The organism is Pseudomonas putida, assembly GCF_005080685.1.
In the GTDB taxonomy this organism is placed as follows: Bacteria; Pseudomonadota; Gammaproteobacteria; order Pseudomonadales; family Pseudomonadaceae; genus Aquipseudomonas; species Aquipseudomonas putida_V.
This window is the reverse complement of the sequence record NZ_CP039371.1, coordinates 1,751,816-1,766,862: the sequence shown is the minus strand read 5'-3', so window position 1 is coordinate 1,766,862 and position 15,047 is coordinate 1,751,816. Positions and strand designations below refer to the sequence as shown.

Genomic DNA, 15,047 nt, shown 5'->3' with positions numbered 1-15,047 from the left:
AGGGCACCCGAAGGTGCCCTTTCGTTCATCCCGCCGAAATCAATTCAGCGCAGGCTTTTCGCCGGTGATCGGGATGCGCTTGGCCTTGGCTTCTTCCGGCACGATGCGCAGCAGGTCGATGCTGAGCAGGCCGTTGGCCAGGCCAGCGGATTTCACCTCGATGTGGTCGGCCAGGCGGAATGACAGCTTGAAAGCGCGCTGGGCGATACCCTGATGCAGGTAGGTCACCTCGGCGCCGCTGTCTTCGCGCTTGCCACCGGTAACGGTCAGGACGCCTTTTTCGACCTGCAGGTCGAGGTCCTGCTCCTGGAAGCCGGCTGCGGCAACCACGATGCGATAGTGGTCATCGCCATGTTTTTCAACGTTGTAGGGAGGGTAGCTGCTACCCGCCTCGTTGCGTGCCGCGGATTCGAACAGGTCGTTGAAACGGTCGAAGCCCACGGAATGGCGGAACAGTGGAGCGAGAGAGAAAGCACTGGTCATGGTCATAAACTCCTGAGATTCAGCAAGTAAGTCATTACGCGACCCGACTTCGGCATCGCGTACTCAAAAGATATGGCCGTGGAGGTGGGTTTCAAGGGGGAGGAAAAAAAATTTGCGTGTTGTATCGCCTGGTCAGGCCCCTTCGCGGGCAAGCCCGCTCCTACACGAGTTCGGTGGGAGCCTGTAGGAGCGGGCTTGCCCGCGAAGAGGCCTGATCAGGCAACACATTCCTCGAATGCATGCTGCTCAACCCCAAGCAACCGACTGATCCGCGCGCAATCATCCTCGCGCCGCAACTCGGCGAACAACACCACCGCCTCGGGATAACTGCGGGTCAGCATCGCCAGCCATTGCTTCATCCGCCCCGGCGCATAGCGCGGGGACAGCTTGGCCTGGGCCTGGCGCCAGAACTCGCGCAGCAGCGGCAGTAGTTCGTCCCAACGCAGCGGCTGGTAGCCGCGCCCATCGCGGGCAGCGGCGATCTGCAAGGCCAGGTCCGGACGCGACACCAGGCCGCGACCGAGCATGATGTGCTCGGCGCCGCTGACCTCGCGGCAGCGCCGCCAGTCGTCGACGGTCCAGATTTCACCGTTGGCGAATACCGGCACCGCTACCACATCCTGCACCCGCGCCACCCACTCCCAATGCGCCGGAGGCTTATAGCCCTCGACCTTGGTCCGTGCATGCACCACCAGGTGGGCAGAGCCCCCTTCGGCCAGCGCCGTGGCGCAGTCCAGCGCACCGTCCGGGCTATCGAAGCCCAGGCGCATCTTCGAGGTGACCGGGATGTGCGCTGGCACCGCCCGGCGCACTTCGCGGACGATGGCATGCAGCAGCTCGGGCTCCTTGAGCAGCACCGCGCCACCACGGGACTTGTTCACCGTCTTGGCCGGGCAGCCGAAGTTCAGGTCGATCACCGGCGCGCCCAGCTCGCAGGCCAGGGCCGCGTTCTCGGCCAGGCAGACCGGATCCGAACCCAGCAGTTGCACGCGCATCGGCACTCCGGCCGCGGTACGCGCACCTTGGCGCAGCTCCGGGGCCAGCTTGTCGAAGGACGATGGCGGCAACAGCCGGTCACAGACGCGAATGAACTCGGTGACGCACCAATCGATGCCGCCCACACGGGTCAGAACGTCGCGCAGGATGTTGTCGACCAGCCCCTCCATCGGGGCCAGGGCAATTTGCATGTTGGGGACTCGCCGGAAAAAAGCGGCAGTCTAGCAAAAAACATCGAGGTATCAGGCGCCGATCAGCGCCGGGCCGTAACCTTCGACGAACTCTGCCGGCATCCGCCGAGGCTTGCCGCTGGAAAGCTCGATGCAGGCGAACGTGGTCTGCGCACGCAGCAGCGTCACACCGTCACGCGGGCGCACCAGCTGGAAGCGCCGGGTCATGCGCAGGCGTTGGTCCCAGTCGATGATCCAGGTCGCCAGTTGCAGCTCGTCGTCCTCGTAGGCAGCCGCCAGGTAGTCGATCTCATGGCGCACCACAGCCATGGCCCGGTCCAGGCGGCGGTACTCGGCCAGGTCCAGGCCCAGGCGCTGGGAATGGCGCCAGGCGCATCGCTCCAGCCAGGTGACGTAGACCGCATTGTTGGCATGGCCGAGGCCGTCGATGTCCTCGTTGCCGACACGCAGGTCGATGATGAATGGCGTTGCCAGGTCCCAGCTCATGCCCACTTCCTTAACCCGATGTCCAATTCATGGGAATTGCGAAGCAGCAGAGTGTAACGGAAGCTCAGGCACTTTGCCGGGCCAGCGCACGGGTATCGGCCAATAGCGCCAGCACCGCCTCGCCCAGGCGTGGGTCGGCGAGCACACGCTGATGACCACCTTCCTGCAACAGCAACAGCCGGCTGTCGAACCAGGCCCGGTGGATCAACTGGGCCTCCTCGGCCGCCACCAGGGCGTCGTCGGCGGCATGCACCACCAGACCCGGCAGATCCAATTGGTAACCACTGACATCCAAGCGTCCGACCTGCATGCCGACGTCTTGCTCGATCTGGCGAATGAACGCTGCCCTGGCCCGGGCCGGCATACCCAGGCGCTGGGCGAAACCACGTAGCACACCGAGCAACTTCGCTGGCGCCGCGACACTCACCGCCGCCTCGGCGCGCAGCCCCATCTGCAACGCCAGCAGCACGCTGGCACCCCCCATGGAGTGGCCGATTACCGCGCGCAGTGGCGGCAACTCGGCAGCGGCCTCCAGCAGTGCCCGGGCAAACAGCACTACATGCGCCTGGCGCCCGGGCGAGCGCCCATGGCCAGGGCCTTCCAGCGACACCACGGTGTGCCCGGCCTGCACCAATGTCTCGATCAACGCGGCGAACTGGGTCGGCCGCCCTTCCCAGCCATGCATCAACAACACGGTCGGGCCTTGGCCCCAGCGTAGCGCCGACAAGCCGAAACGCAGGGTGATGCGTTCGGCCGAGGCCAACAGTGGCAACTCCCAGTGCTTGGGCGGCAGATTGCGTGGGGTCATGAAGGCGCGGCGCATGCGTCCGGCGACATGCTCGGGCACCAGGTGGCCGAGGGTGCCATTGACGCCACGTATCCAGTTCAAGCTAGTCATTGCCGTGCTCCCCTTTCGCACAAGGTTCAGATAACCGCCGACTTGGCGGCGCGCAGGATGCGGTCGGAAAGCTCGCCGGCGCCCAGTGCACGCGCCAGGGCCAGGCCGCCGATCATCAAGGCCAGGTCAGCCAGCGCCGCGTCCGCCTCTTCGGGGCGGTCGACCATTTGCGCGGTCATCAACTCGATATGCTCGGCCAGCACCTCGCGAAAAGCCGCCGGCAGACGCTGCATCTCGCCCAGGGCATTGGGCAGCGGGCAGGCGTGCACTTCGGCATCGCGGTGCTTGCGCGACAGGTAGAACGCCGATACCAGCGCACGCCGCCCCGCCCCATCCAGGCTTGGGTCGACCTGCGCCAACAGCGCCCGGCGCTCATCGAGCAACTGACGGAATGCCTCGAGCATGAGTTCGTCCTTGCTGTCGAAATGGGCATAGAAGCCGCCGACGGTCAGCCCCGCAGCCCCCATCACCTGACTGACGCTGGGCTCGGCCGGGCCATGCTGAATCAGCGCGGCCTGCGCCGCCTCGAGAATGCGCTCGCGGGTCTTGCTCTTCTTGTCGCTCATGGGCCAGGCCCTCGATCAAAATATGATGATCGAAATATTATACACATCATATTTTTTGGCAAGCTCTGTTTCACCCAGGCGACTGGCGGCGTGAAGTGGCTGAAGAGGAATCTTACGAGGGGCAGAAAAAACAAAAGGCCCATTCAATAAGCGAATGAGCCTTTAAAGTCCCGCAAAACGCGGGTAAAAAGTGGCGTCCCCTAGGGGACTCGAACCCCTGTTACCGCCGTGAAAGGGCGGTGTCCTAGGCCACTAGACGAAGGGGACGTAACCTTCGCGAAGATCCAAATGCATGGACCCTGGCAGAATTGGTGGAGCTAAGCGGGATCGAACCGCTGACCTCCTGCATGCCATGCAGGCGCTCTCCCAGCTGAGCTATAGCCCCGAAAACAAAAGGCTCATCCAATATGCGAATGAGCCTCTTAAAGTCCCGCAAAACGCGGGTAAAGTGGCGTCCCCTAGGGGACTCGAACCCCTGTTACCGCCGTGAAAGGGCGGTGTCCTAGGCCACTAGACGAAGGGGACGTAACCTTCGCGAAGATTCATGTTCATGAACCCTGGCTAAATTGGTGGAGCTAAGCGGGATCGAACCGCTGACCTCCTGCATGCCATGCAGGCGCTCTCCCAGCTGAGCTATAGCCCCGGATTTCTAGCCTCTCGGCCCAGCGACGTTGAACATCGCTTGTGCAAAACTGGCGTCCCCTAGGGGACTCGAACCCCTGTTACCGCCGTGAAAGGGCGGTGTCCTAGGCCACTAGACGAAGGGGACGAACCTTCTTACCTTCAAGACCCGGTTGCTGGACCCGGTCTTGCTTGCCAGCCTTGGCTGCCAAGCGGAATTTGGTGGAGCTAAGCGGGATCGAACCGCTGACCTCCTGCATGCCATGCAGGCGCTCTCCCAGCTGAGCTATAGCCCCACTATGTCGCTTTGAACCGAACCACCGGCTGGGTGCCTGGCGTTTCGTTTTCGTTCATCGCTGTGGACGGGGCGCATATTAAGATCGGATTGCAGGGCTGTCAAACGAATTTTTCAAAATATTCAAAAATTTTTGCACAGATAACAATCACTTACCGCCCTGCTCCACCGTAGCAGAGCACCAAGCCCTGCTGTGGGAGCGGGTTTACCCGCGAATGCCGAGGTAAATGCACCATCGTATTCGCAGGCAAGCCCACTGCCCCAAGGTTCAGCGCAAGGCTGGGCGATGCCGTCAGGCGATATTGGCCAGCAGCTTTTCCCATTCCTTGTTTTCTTTCTTCGACACGCCGCCGAGCAGGTCAAGGGCCTGACGCAGGCGGTAGCGGGTCAGGTCCGGGCCGAGGATTTCCATGGCATCGAGTACCGAGACCGAGCTGGCCTGACCGGTGATGGCGGCGAACATCAGCGGCATGGCGTCGCGCAGCTTGAGTTCCAATGCCTCGACCACTGCCTGGATGCAACCGGTGATGCGATCCTTTTCCCACTGGCGCAGGCTTTCCAGCTTCCAGAGGATCAGCTGCATGACCTGGCGCACCTGATCGGCGGACAGCTTCTTGCTCTCGAACAGCTTGGCATCGAGCTTCAGCGCGCCTTCGAAGAAGAAGCCGCCCAGGGGGGCAATTTGGCTGAAGGTTTCGACGCGGCCCTGCACATGCGGGGCGATCTTCATCATGTAGTCGCTGTTGAACGCCCACTTCTGCACGCGCGCGGCGAACTCTTCCACCGGCAGGTCACGCAGCCATTGGCCGTTGAGCCAGGAGAGTTTCTCGATATCGAAGATCGGACCACCCAGGGAGATACGCGACAGGTCGAAATGCTCGACCATTTCGTCCAGGGAGAACTTCTCGCGCTCGTCCGGCATCGACCAGCCCATGCGGCCGAGGTAGTTGAGCATGGCCTCGGGCATGAAGCCCATGCGCTCGTAGAACGTCACCGACGTCGGGTTCTTGCGCTTGGACAGCTTGCTCTTGTCGGGGTTGCGCAGCAGCGGCATGTAGCACAGCTTGGGCTGCTCCCAACCGAAGTATTCGTACAGCTTGATCAGCTTGGGCGCCGATGGCAGCCATTCCTCGCCGCGCAGCACGTGGGTGATGCCCATCAGATGGTCGTCGACCACGTTGGCCAGGAAGTAAGTCGGCAAGCCGTCGTTCTTCATCAGCACCTGCATGTCCATGCGGTCCCACGGGATCTCGACATCGCCCCGCAGCATGTCCGGGACCACGCAGACACCTTCGCTCGGCACCTTCATGCGGATCACGTGGGGCTCGCCAGCGGCCAGGCGGCGCTGCACTTCCTCGTCGCTCAGCAGCAAGGCGCGGCCATCGTAGCGCGGGGTCTCGCCACGGGCCATCTGCTCGGCGCGCATCTGTTCCAGCTCCTCGGCGGTGCAGAAGCAATAGAACGCGTGGCCGGCATCGACCAGTTGCTTGGCGTACCGGGCGTAGATCTCGCCACGCTCGCTCTGCCGGTATGGGCCATGCGGACCGCCAACGTCCGGGCCTTCGTTCCACTCGATACCCAGCCAGCGCAACGCATCGAAAATCTGCTGCTCCGACTCGCGAGTCGAGCGCAACTGATCGGTATCCTCGATACGCAGGATGAACTCACCGCCGTGCTGCTTGGCGAAGCAGTAGTTGAACAGGGCGATGTAGGCGGTGCCGACATGGGGGTCGCCAGTGGGCGATGGCGCAATACGCGTGCGAACGGTGGTCATGGAAAGTCTCGGACGAAAGATGAAACAAAGGCGGGATGGTAGCAGGGAGCGGGGTCGGGCTCCAGCCATGGAGCCCGGATCGCCCTACCCCCTCAACTTGTAATCAATCGTTCGCGCAGCTGAGTGATCTCGTCGCGCAACTGGGCCGCCGCCTCGAACTCCAGGTCGCGGGCGAACTGCATCATCTTGTCTTCCAGTTGCTTGATCCGCTTGGTGATCTCGCCTGGCGTGCGCAGCTCGGCCTCGTAGCGGGCAGTTTCCTCTGCGGCCTTGGCCTGGGCCTTGCGCTTCTTGCTGCGCGCACCCGGCACGGTAGCGCCTTCGAGGATGTCGGTGATGTCCTTGACCACACCCTTGGGCACGATGCCGTGGGCTTCGTTGAAGGCAATCTGCTTCTCTCGGCGCCGCTCGGTCTCGTCGATGGCCCGCTGCATGGAACCGGTGATCTGGTCGGCATACAGGATCGCCCGACCGTTGAGGTTACGCGCCGCCCGGCCGATGGTCTGGATCAGCGAGCGCTCGGAACGCAGGAAGCCTTCCTTGTCGGCGTCGAGAATTGCCACCAGCGATACCTCGGGCATGTCCAGGCCCTCGCGCAGCAGGTTGATGCCGACCAGCACGTCGAAGGTACCCAGGCGCAGGTCGCGGATGATCTCGACCCGCTCGACGGTGTCGATGTCCGAGTGCAGATAGCGCACCCGCACGTCATGGTCGGCCAGGTAGTCGGTGAGGTCTTCGGCCATGCGCTTGGTCAGCGTGGTGGCCAATACCCGCTCACTGTTGTCGACACGCTTGCGGATTTCCGAAAGCAGGTCGTCGACCTGGGTCAGCGCCGGGCGTATTTCCACCTGCGGGTCGACCAGGCCGGTCGGCCGTACCACCTGCTCGACCACGCGCCCGGCATGCTCGGCCTCGTACGGGCCAGGGGTTGCCGAGACGAAGATGGTCTGCGGGCTGACCGCCTCCCACTCGTCGAAACGCATGGGTCGGTTATCCAGCGCCGATGGCAGGCGGAAGCCGTACTCGACGAGGGTTTCCTTGCGCGAGCGGTCGCCCTTGTACATCGCGCCCACCTGCGGAACGCTGACGTGGGATTCGTCGATCACCAGCAGCGCGTCTGGCGGCAAGTAGTCGTACAGGGTCGGTGGCGGTGCACCCGCCGGGCGCCCGGACAGGTAGCGCGAGTAGTTCTCGATGCCATTGCAGTAGCCCAGTTCGAGGATCATTTCCAGGTCAAAACGGGTGCGCTGCTCCAGGCGCTGGGCCTCGACCAGCTTGTTGGCCTTGTGCAGGAACTCGAGGCGCTCGGCGAGCTCCTCCTTGATGCCTTCGACCGCCCCCAGAAGGGTCTCCCGCGGGGTGACGTAGTGGCTCTTGGGGTAGAACGTGAAGCGCGGAAGCTTGCGAAAGACCTCGCCGGTCAGAGGGTCGAACGCGGCGATGTTCTCGACCTCGTCGTCGAACAACTCGATGCGAATGGCCTCCAGGTCCGATTCGGCAGGGAAGATGTCGATCACGTCGCCCCGCACGCGGAAGGTCGCCCGGGCGAAGTCCATCTCGTTGCGGGTGTACTGCAGGTCGGCCAGACGGCGCAACAAGGCGCGCTGATCGAGCTTGTCGCCGCGATCGACGTGCAGGACCATTTTCAGGTAGGTCTCGGGACTGCCCAGGCCGTAGATGCATGACACGGTGGTGACGATGATCGCGTCGCGCCGTTCCAGCAGGGCCTTGGTCGCCGACAGACGCATCTGCTCGATGTGGTCGTTGATCGAGGCATCCTTCTCGATGAAGGTGTCCGACGATGGAACGTAGGCCTCGGGCTGGTAGTAGTCGTAGTAGGAAACGAAATACTCCACCGCGTTATTGGGGAAGAACGCCTTGAACTCACCGTAGAGCTGCGCGGCCAGGGTCTTGTTCGGCGCCAGCACCAGGGTCGGTCGCTGGACCTGCTGGATGACGTTGGCGATGCTGAAGGTCTTGCCCGAGCCGGTTACCCCGAGCAAGGTCTGGTGCGACAGGCCCGCTTCGATGCCTTCGACCATCTGGCGGATGGCCTCGGGCTGGTCGCCGGCCGGCTGGAATCGGGTGACGAGCTGGAACTCGGACATGTCGGACCTCGCGGTAACGCAGTAACTGTAAATTTAGCCAGTAGTCTATACCCAAATGCGCCCGCCCGGGGCCGGTTTCAAGCCCGGTATGTGAACGCCTATTGCGGTGGACCCGGCAATTCGACCAATGGTTGAAAAAAAATTGCCGAAATCCCCTTAAAAGCCGCGCCAGACTGTCGCCGGGACCTGCTGGTATCACTATACTGACTCCCCGTTTGTGCACCGCTTCAGTGCATTCGGCTGGAGCGTGTACGCCCTATCACACTCCATTCAGAGCCAAGGTAACAATGAGCCTGTTTTCCGCTGTCGAGCTGGCACCCCGCGACCCTATCCTGGGCCTCAACGAAGCATTCAACGCCGATACCCGTACCGACAAGGTCAACCTCGGCGTGGGCGTTTATTGCAATGAGGAAGGCCGCATTCCGCTGCTGCGCGCCGTGATCGAAGCAGAGACCCAGCGCGCTGCCCAGCACGCCTCGCGCGGCTACCTGCCGATCGATGGCATCGCCACCTACGACCAGGCCGTGCAGAAGCTGCTGTTCGGCGCCGAATCGCCGCTGCTGGCCGCTGGCCGCGTAGTCACCGTGCAGGCCGTGGGCGGCACCGGTGCCCTGAAGATCGGCGCCGACTTCCTCAAGCGCGTATCGCCCAACGCCGTGGTCGCCATCAGCGACCCGAGCTGGGAAAACCACCGCGCCCTGTTCGAAGGTGCCGGCTTCCCGGTACAGACCTACCGCTACTACGATGCCCCGAGCAACGACGTCAACCGCGCCGGCATGCTCGAGGACCTGAACGCCCTGCCATCGGGCTCGATCGTGGTGCTGCACGCCTGCTGCCACAACCCGACCGGCGTCGACCTGACCCTGGACGACTGGAAAAACGTCCTGGAAGTGGTCAAGGCGAAGCGCCACGTGCCGTTCCTCGACATGGCCTACCAAGGCTTCGGTGACGGCATCGCCGAAGACGCCTTCGCCGTGCGCCTGTTCGCAGAATCGGGCCTTGAGTTCTTCGTCTCCAGCTCGTTCTCCAAATCGTTCTCGCTGTACGGCGAGCGTGTCGGCGCACTGTCGGTCGTCACCGCCTCGAAGGACGAGAGCACCCGCGTACTGTCGCAGGTCAAGCGCGTGATCCGCACCACCTACTCCAACCCGCCGACCCACGGCGCCACCATCGTCGCTACCGTGCTCAACAGCCCGGAACTGCGCCAGATGTGGGAAACCGAACTGGCCGAGATGCGCAACCGCATCCACGGCATGCGCAAGCAGATGGTCGAACTGCTGGCCCAGTATGGCGCCAAGCGCGACTTCAGCTTCGTAGGTCGCCAGGTCGGCATGTTCTCCTACTCGGGCCTGACCGTTGACCAAGTGGCGCGCCTGAAGAACGAGTTCGGCATCTACGCCCTGGACACCGGCCGCATCGCGGTTGCCGCGCTGAACCAGAGCAACATCCACGTGGTCACCAAGGCTATCGTCGAAGTGCTGTAACTACTTGATTTGCCAGGGGGTAGCTTGACTTCCCCTTGGCGATCAGTAAGATACGTGCAGATTCCGCGATAGCTCAGTCGGTAGAGCAAATGACTGTTAATCATTGGGTCCCTGGTTCGAGTCCAGGTCGCGGAGCCAAACATTGAAAAAGCCCCCGAGTGCGCAAGCACCGGGGGCTTTTTCGTTTGCCTTGCGTCAGTCCGGCCTGCCGATCGGATAGAACTCGCCATGGCTCCACACCCCGAGCCACTCCTGGCCATCGATCAGGCGCGGCACCGCCAGGTCCACCATCTGGTAGAACACGTTGCGGTGGATCAGCGCCTCGAGGTTGTTGCGCACCAGCACATAGGGTGCGGGCTCCTGGGTATCGGGGTCGGTCTCGACGCGCAACGGGTTCTGCGGCCCAACCTCGAAGGTGTCGTCGACATTGCTGGTAAAACGCAGCACCTGCCCTTCCCCGCTGCCCTCTACGTCGAGCGTCACGGCGACGAAGGGCGCGTCATCGACACGGATGCCCACCTTTTCCACCGGCGTGATCAGGAAATAGTCGTCGCCGTCTCGGCGAATGATGGTGGAGAACAACCGCACCATCGGCTTGCGCCCGATCGGCGTGCCCAGGTAGTACCAGGTCCCGTCTCGGGCGATGCGCATGTCGATGTCGCCACAGAAATCCGGGTTCCACAGATGCACCGGTGGCAGCCCCTTGTGCTTGGGGATCTGCGTCAGTAGATCGTTGGCCTTGCCGGAGTCCGTCATTACCCTGCCCTCATTCGCTCATGCCCAGAAGGCTACGAGCGTACTCGCGCATCGGCCTGGCAAGCAAATCCTCGGGCGTCTTGTCGTGGAACGTCAACAAACCGCCACGACTCTTGATCCGGGCGGTATCGATCAGGTAGCGGCTGTTGGTCTCGATGAGCATCATCTGCACCACGCCAGAGTCCCACCCCAAGCGATCGATGGCTTGCTCGTCATACCACTCGTCGCCATTGCCGATACGATCGTCGGTGCGGGCGAAGCGGGTGTACAACACGTAGTCGGCGCCCACCGAACGCGCCTCGGCGATCGCCTGCTCCAGGCCCAACGGCCCCTGGGCGCGGCGCACCAGCGGGAAGTACTCGACGAAACTCTTGAACGCCTCCTCGGCCACGGCATTTTGCCGCGGTACCGGCCCCTTGCCCGGCGGCACGAAGGCGCCCTGGCCAATGAAGATGAACGAATCGGGCTGCAAGCGGATCGACAACGTGCGACGAGTATCGCTGTGATCCAGCAGCCCCGCGTCGCTCATCTGGCTCCGGGCAGTCTCGCCCATGTCGCTGACACTCATGCAGCCGCCCAACGCCATCAGCGCCAGCAGCAAGACCAGGCTACGCATTTTTCCTCCAAATGTCCGGCGACGAAAAACCGGCGAATAGGCCCCCGGATGCAGCTTTTGCGCCAGAGTCAGCCGCCGATCACTTTCATCACCGTCACCCCCCCGGCGAACGCCAGCTCCTGCTTGTCGGCCAGGGCCTTGACCAGTATCCGCTGCAGGGCCGGAAGCGCCAGATGACGGGGCTGCTGCAGCAGGTCGCCGACGAAATGACGGCTACCTGACGACAGGCAGCCATGCAGCCAGCCGGTAGACGAAAGACGCAAGCGTGAGCAAGCGCGGCAAAACGGCTCGCTCTCGTTGGCGATCACGCCGAAGCGACCGGTGCCAGGCACCTCATAGCGCAGCGCCGTGGCATCTGCCGGGGCCTCCACGCGCCGAAAGGCATAGTGGCGGCCAATCAGCCCCAGTATCTCGTCCAGGCCTACGAACTGCTGCGTGAAAGCCTGCCCGGCGCCTGCCAGGTGGCCCATGCGCATCAGCTCGATGAAGCGCAGCTCGAAGCCCCGCTCCAGGCAGTACTCCAGCAAAGGCAGCACCTGGTCGAGGTTTTGCCCACGCATCGGCACCATATTGACCTTGATCGCCATTCCCTGCGCGCTGGCCTGCTCCATGCCGTCGAGCACCGTAGCCAGGTCACCCCCACGGGCGATCCGACGAAACGCCAAGGGGTCGAGGGTATCGAGGGATACGTTGAGCCGGCGGATGCCGGCGGCCTGCAACAGCGGCAGCTTACGCGCCAGCAACTGGCCATTGGTGGTCAAGGTCAGGTCGGCCAAGCGCAGTCCGGCCATTGCCGCGAGAAAGCTTTGCAACCTGGGGCTGACCAGTGGCTCGCCACCGGTGATGCGCACCCGCTCGATACCGGCAGCGTCGATCAGGTAGGCCACGCCCCGAGCCAGGGTCTCGGCAGGCAGCTCATCCTGCGCGGCCACCAGGCGCTTGCCGTCTGGCACGCAATAGGTGCAGGCGTAGTTGCAGGCAGCCGTCAGGCTGACGCGCAGGTTGCGAAAACGCCTGCCTTGACGATCGACGATCATGAATGACTCCGGCGAGGATGAATCGGGGCTGGCAAAATCTGACTCAGCGTTCAGGTTTTTGCAAGCACTCCATTCACATCCCGGCTACCGGACGCCGTGGTTCAACTTCAGGCTGGGGATTCCGGGTCGCGCTTGCGCTTGTTGCCCATGCGCACGCCGATGTCCATGAGGAACTGGAAGAAGCCCTCCTGATCCTCGAGCACGTTGCTCCAAAACGGCGAGTGGTACAGCGCCACGGCGCCGTGCACCAGGGCCCATGCGGCGCAATAGTGGAAGTACGGCGGCACGTCCTCGAGCTTGCCCTCGCTGATGCGGCCTTTGATCAGTTGAGTCAGGCGATCGAAGTTGGAGGCTCGGATGCTGTGCAGTTCCTCGACCATTTCCGGCACCTGGTTGCCCTTGACCACCTTTTCTTCGAGGCGGTCGAACAACCGATAGCGCTGCGGGTCGCGCATGCGGAACTCGAAGTAGGCGCGCGACAACGCCTCCTTGTCACGATCGACATCGGCCGAGTGCAACAGCGTGTTCAGGTCGCGCTCGTAGTCGAGCATAAGGCGCAGGTAGATCTCGGCCTTGGACTTGAAGTGCTTGTAGATCGTGCCTTTGCCGATACCGACGGCGTCGGCGATCATCTCGACAGTGACGCTATCTTCACCTTGTTCGAGAAACAGCTTGAGCGCGGTATCGAGGATTTCCTGTTCGCGACGGCGAAACTCACGGACCTTACGAGGTTCTTTCTGCATGGGAAGGACTGGATGACGATCGAAGCGGTTTATTATGCCTAACTGGCGGCAAATTGCACGGATGTTCCATGCATGTGAGTGTTTCCGGGCGGTTTTGCAGGGCTTCTCAATGCGCAGAGGGAGGAACCAATCCCCGGCGTATTCCAAATCTGTTTAAAAAACGACCAAGGAGCACTGGCACTAGGCCAAACCTGGCCAATACTAGAAGTGTTGGCGCGGCGCATCCCCCCCAGTGGCGCGCCGATAAAGGTGCCCAGGGACCGCGGTACCTTTGTTTTACTCCTAATGGTCTTAACCCGGATTCCTCCCCCAGAACCCGGGTTTTTTTTGGGCTTGGCTTGGCTTGGCATTTAGATTGTGAGCGGATCCATTGTGTGTAGCGGCGCTACTGGCCCCTTCCGCCTTTACGGCCATCCCTTTCAAGGTCTTTTGGTTTTGGCGGCCTTAATGACCCGATCGGTTGAAACGTGTGCATGCACTGCCGTGCCTTGGACCCAGGCTTTGGGCTTGGGCACCTTGGGACCTCGGGGGCTTTTAGCTACTTGCTTGGGCTGGATGTTTCTGGCCAGTTCAAGTAGCCGCCGGGCCAGGTCTTCCATAGAGACAACCGGCATGTACTCGGTTGGCAAGGCAATCTGCATGCCTTCGTAACCTCCTCTGATCTGCACCGCCAAGTGATAGATCGAAGCTTCCCAATTCTCGGGCAAGGCATCGCGGTGAGCCTGTTCAACACTTCGCTTGAGCAAGGCCAGAACGTTGTATGCCAGCACGGCAGTGGTGAATCCAAGCAAGGCCGCTCGCGGACTGCCGAGGGTTTCGATTTCACTTTCCAGAATCGCTTCCAGTCGCTGGAACATCCCCTCAATGCTCCAGCGACGCCGATAGAAATCTGCGATCTGTTGTGCACTGATGCTCTCGGGCAGGTTGCTCCAGAACATCAAGCTTTTGTCACCTGAGTCATTTGGTGAATGAAGTGTCAGTTCCACACGCCGCCAGCGGTGCCCGCCTTTTACTTCGATGGATTGTTCGCGCACTGTGCCTGTCGCTACGGGCATTGGCGCCTGCCACTCACTCTCCTGGATCAAGCGTGGATGCTTGGCCTGCTGGCGAATGACAAACGATGTGTTCACCTGCTCGCATGCCTCCATTACAGGCAGCGTGCAGTAGAGCCGGTCAGCAATCCAAACCTGATTGGCCTTTGCTTCAGCCAGCAACGGCAAAACACAAACTCGTTCGCTTGTGTAGGCGTCCTCGCACGGCTGGAGGTCAATTACCTGATCCAGATCGGGGTCGTAAACCACCACCGAGAACCCGGGGCGAGCCGCCCGCGCTCTTGGCGCAACGCGCCAAGACGCTTTTCGGTAGAGGCCAAGTGGCTTCCATCGACCACTCGAACTTGCCAGCCAGGAAGCATGGCTGAACAGCCCAATTCATGGATTGTGGGCGCCAAGCGCCGCGCGCAGCCTGTCACCAGAGCACGCAACAGGGCAGGTTCGGTTCGACTGATCTTGTCGTACAGGGCTGCCAAGCTGACGGGAAGGTCGTCCAGTTGTCTGGCCGCAGCATGCAGCGATGGCTTCAAACCCAATGAAACAAGCGACATCAACTTGACGATGGTCGAGAACAGCAGCTCGCGAGAATACTGCCGTTGCCGGTGCTCCTCGAAAACCTGATCGATCCACTCCGGCGCAATGGCCTGCTCCAAGGCAAGTTTGGCCATTACGCTGGCGGGTGCTTTTTTCTCGAATCGCGCTAGTACATCAGCCCACATCTCGGATCTTCCTGACTGGATTTCAGTGGATTCTACCGAAGACCTTGAAAGGGATGGCCTTTACGGCGGGTCCCTTTTTTCTTGGAAAAAGGGACGCAAAACCGCTCGCTCCTGCATCCGGCCCTCCGCTGCGCTACGGGTCCCCTCGCTTCGGCGCCTTCCGGGCCCGCGCGGCCTACGACTTGCTCCGCAAGTCTACATCTCGCGCCTTCGGCTACGCCG

The 15,047-nt window shown here is 62.2% G+C and carries 12 protein-coding genes, 7 tRNA genes and 1 pseudogene; 2 read left to right on the top strand and 18 right to left on the bottom strand.

Going from position 1 to position 15,047, the window contains the following annotated elements:
• Nucleotides 1-39: 39 nt before the first annotated feature.
• The 13 genes from E6B08_RS08465 to uvrB form a co-directional block, all read right to left on the bottom strand.
• A complete protein-coding gene (locus tag E6B08_RS08465; RefSeq protein WP_136913598.1) occupies nt 40-483 on the bottom strand; it encodes an Hsp20 family protein in 444 nt (147 codons plus the stop codon).
• A 215-nt stretch (nt 484-698) separates the two neighbouring features.
• Nucleotides 699-1,670, bottom strand: coding sequence for a tRNA dihydrouridine synthase (locus E6B08_RS08460; RefSeq protein WP_136913597.1), 972 nt, complete (start codon nt 1,668-1,670; stop codon nt 699-701).
• Between the two features lie 51 nt (nt 1,671-1,721).
• Complete coding sequence (locus tag E6B08_RS08455) at nt 1,722-2,156, bottom strand: acyl-CoA thioesterase (RefSeq protein WP_136913596.1); 435 nt, start codon at nt 2,154-2,156, stop codon at nt 1,722-1,724.
• A 64-nt stretch (nt 2,157-2,220) separates the two neighbouring features.
• Entirely contained in the window at nt 2,221-3,054 is an 834-nt protein-coding gene (locus E6B08_RS08450) for an alpha/beta hydrolase (RefSeq protein WP_136913595.1), read from the bottom strand.
• Nucleotides 3,055-3,080: 26 nt separating this feature from the next.
• Complete coding sequence (locus tag E6B08_RS08445) at nt 3,081-3,620, bottom strand: TetR/AcrR family transcriptional regulator (protein ID WP_136913594.1); 540 nt, start codon at nt 3,618-3,620, stop codon at nt 3,081-3,083.
• Between the two features lie 191 nt (nt 3,621-3,811).
• Nucleotides 3,812-3,887, bottom strand: a tRNA-Glu gene (locus tag E6B08_RS08440).
• A gap of 42 nt (nt 3,888-3,929) precedes the next feature.
• Nucleotides 3,930-4,005 (bottom strand) — tRNA-Ala (locus E6B08_RS08435).
• A 64-nt stretch (nt 4,006-4,069) separates the two neighbouring features.
• Nucleotides 4,070-4,145: transfer RNA gene (locus E6B08_RS08430), tRNA-Glu, on the bottom strand.
• A 42-nt stretch (nt 4,146-4,187) separates the two neighbouring features.
• A tRNA-Ala gene (locus E6B08_RS08425) sits at nt 4,188-4,263 on the bottom strand.
• Nucleotides 4,264-4,313: 50 nt separating this feature from the next.
• A tRNA-Glu gene (locus E6B08_RS08420) sits at nt 4,314-4,389 on the bottom strand.
• 72 nt (nt 4,390-4,461) lie between these two features.
• Nucleotides 4,462-4,537: transfer RNA gene (locus tag E6B08_RS08415), tRNA-Ala, on the bottom strand.
• A gap of 291 nt (nt 4,538-4,828) precedes the next feature.
• On the bottom strand, nt 4,829-6,310 hold the full coding sequence (gene gltX / locus E6B08_RS08405) for a glutamate--tRNA ligase (protein ID WP_136913593.1): 1,482 nt from the start codon (nt 6,308-6,310) through the stop codon (nt 4,829-4,831).
• A 92-nt stretch (nt 6,311-6,402) separates the two neighbouring features.
• Nucleotides 6,403-8,418: an excinuclease ABC subunit UvrB gene (gene uvrB / locus E6B08_RS08400; protein WP_136913592.1), complete on the bottom strand. Its 2,016-nt coding sequence runs from the start codon at nt 8,416-8,418 to the stop codon at nt 6,403-6,405.
• A gap of 287 nt (nt 8,419-8,705) precedes the next feature.
• Here uvrB and E6B08_RS08395 point away from each other — a divergent pair, with 287 nt between their 5' ends.
• Both E6B08_RS08395 and E6B08_RS08390 read left to right on the top strand, forming a co-directional pair.
• Nucleotides 8,706-9,902: an amino acid aminotransferase gene (locus E6B08_RS08395; protein ID WP_136913591.1), complete on the top strand. Its 1,197-nt coding sequence runs from the start codon at nt 8,706-8,708 to the stop codon at nt 9,900-9,902.
• 62 nt (nt 9,903-9,964) lie between these two features.
• Nucleotides 9,965-10,040 (top strand) — tRNA-Asn (locus E6B08_RS08390).
• Between the two features lie 57 nt (nt 10,041-10,097).
• On the opposite strand, the gene E6B08_RS08385 is transcribed toward E6B08_RS08390, so the two are convergent.
• The 5 genes and pseudogenes from E6B08_RS08385 to E6B08_RS08365 form a co-directional block, all read right to left on the bottom strand.
• Entirely contained in the window at nt 10,098-10,658 is a 561-nt protein-coding gene (locus E6B08_RS08385; RefSeq protein ID WP_136913590.1) for a DUF1285 domain-containing protein, read from the bottom strand.
• Nucleotides 10,659-10,668: 10 nt separating this feature from the next.
• Nucleotides 10,669-11,274 (bottom strand): DUF4823 domain-containing protein, encoded by a 606-nt coding sequence (locus tag E6B08_RS08380; RefSeq protein WP_136913589.1) that lies wholly within the window; start codon nt 11,272-11,274, stop codon nt 10,669-10,671.
• A gap of 68 nt (nt 11,275-11,342) precedes the next feature.
• Nucleotides 11,343-12,311, bottom strand: coding sequence for a GTP 3',8-cyclase MoaA (locus tag E6B08_RS08375; RefSeq protein ID WP_136913588.1), 969 nt, complete (start codon nt 12,309-12,311; stop codon nt 11,343-11,345).
• A 107-nt stretch (nt 12,312-12,418) separates the two neighbouring features.
• Nucleotides 12,419-13,054, bottom strand: coding sequence for a TetR/AcrR family transcriptional regulator (locus E6B08_RS08370; protein WP_136913587.1), 636 nt, complete (start codon nt 13,052-13,054; stop codon nt 12,419-12,421).
• Between the two features lie 419 nt (nt 13,055-13,473).
• Nucleotides 13,474-14,774, bottom strand: a pseudogene (locus E6B08_RS08365) (IS4 family transposase).
• Nucleotides 14,775-15,047 lie beyond the last annotated feature (273 nt).

Bases quoted from the DNA above. Each gene is read 5' to 3' on its own strand.
- E6B08_RS08465 (WP_136913598.1), bottom strand. From the start codon at position 483: ATGACCAGTGCTTTCTCTCTCGCTCCACTGTTCCGCCATTCCGTGGGC.
- E6B08_RS08460 (WP_136913597.1), bottom strand. From the start codon at position 1,670: ATGCAAATTGCCCTGGCCCCGATGGAGGGGCTGGTCGACAACATCCTG.
- E6B08_RS08455 (WP_136913596.1), bottom strand. From the start codon at position 2,156: ATGAGCTGGGACCTGGCAACGCCATTCATCATCGACCTGCGTGTCGGC.
- E6B08_RS08450 (WP_136913595.1), bottom strand. From the start codon at position 3,054: ATGACTAGCTTGAACTGGATACGTGGCGTCAATGGCACCCTCGGCCAC.
- E6B08_RS08445 (WP_136913594.1), bottom strand. From the start codon at position 3,620: ATGAGCGACAAGAAGAGCAAGACCCGCGAGCGCATTCTCGAGGCGGCG.
- gltX (WP_136913593.1), bottom strand. From the start codon at position 6,310: ATGACCACCGTTCGCACGCGTATTGCGCCATCGCCCACTGGCGACCCC.
- uvrB (WP_136913592.1), bottom strand. From the start codon at position 8,418: ATGTCCGAGTTCCAGCTCGTCACCCGATTCCAGCCGGCCGGCGACCAG.
- E6B08_RS08395 (WP_136913591.1), top strand. From the start codon at position 8,706: ATGAGCCTGTTTTCCGCTGTCGAGCTGGCACCCCGCGACCCTATCCTG.
- E6B08_RS08385 (WP_136913590.1), bottom strand. From the start codon at position 10,658: ATGACGGACTCCGGCAAGGCCAACGATCTACTGACGCAGATCCCCAAG.
- E6B08_RS08380 (WP_136913589.1), bottom strand. From the start codon at position 11,274: ATGCGTAGCCTGGTCTTGCTGCTGGCGCTGATGGCGTTGGGCGGCTGC.
- E6B08_RS08375 (WP_136913588.1), bottom strand. From the start codon at position 12,311: ATGATCGTCGATCGTCAAGGCAGGCGTTTTCGCAACCTGCGCGTCAGC.
- E6B08_RS08370 (WP_136913587.1), bottom strand. From the start codon at position 13,054: ATGCAGAAAGAACCTCGTAAGGTCCGTGAGTTTCGCCGTCGCGAACAG.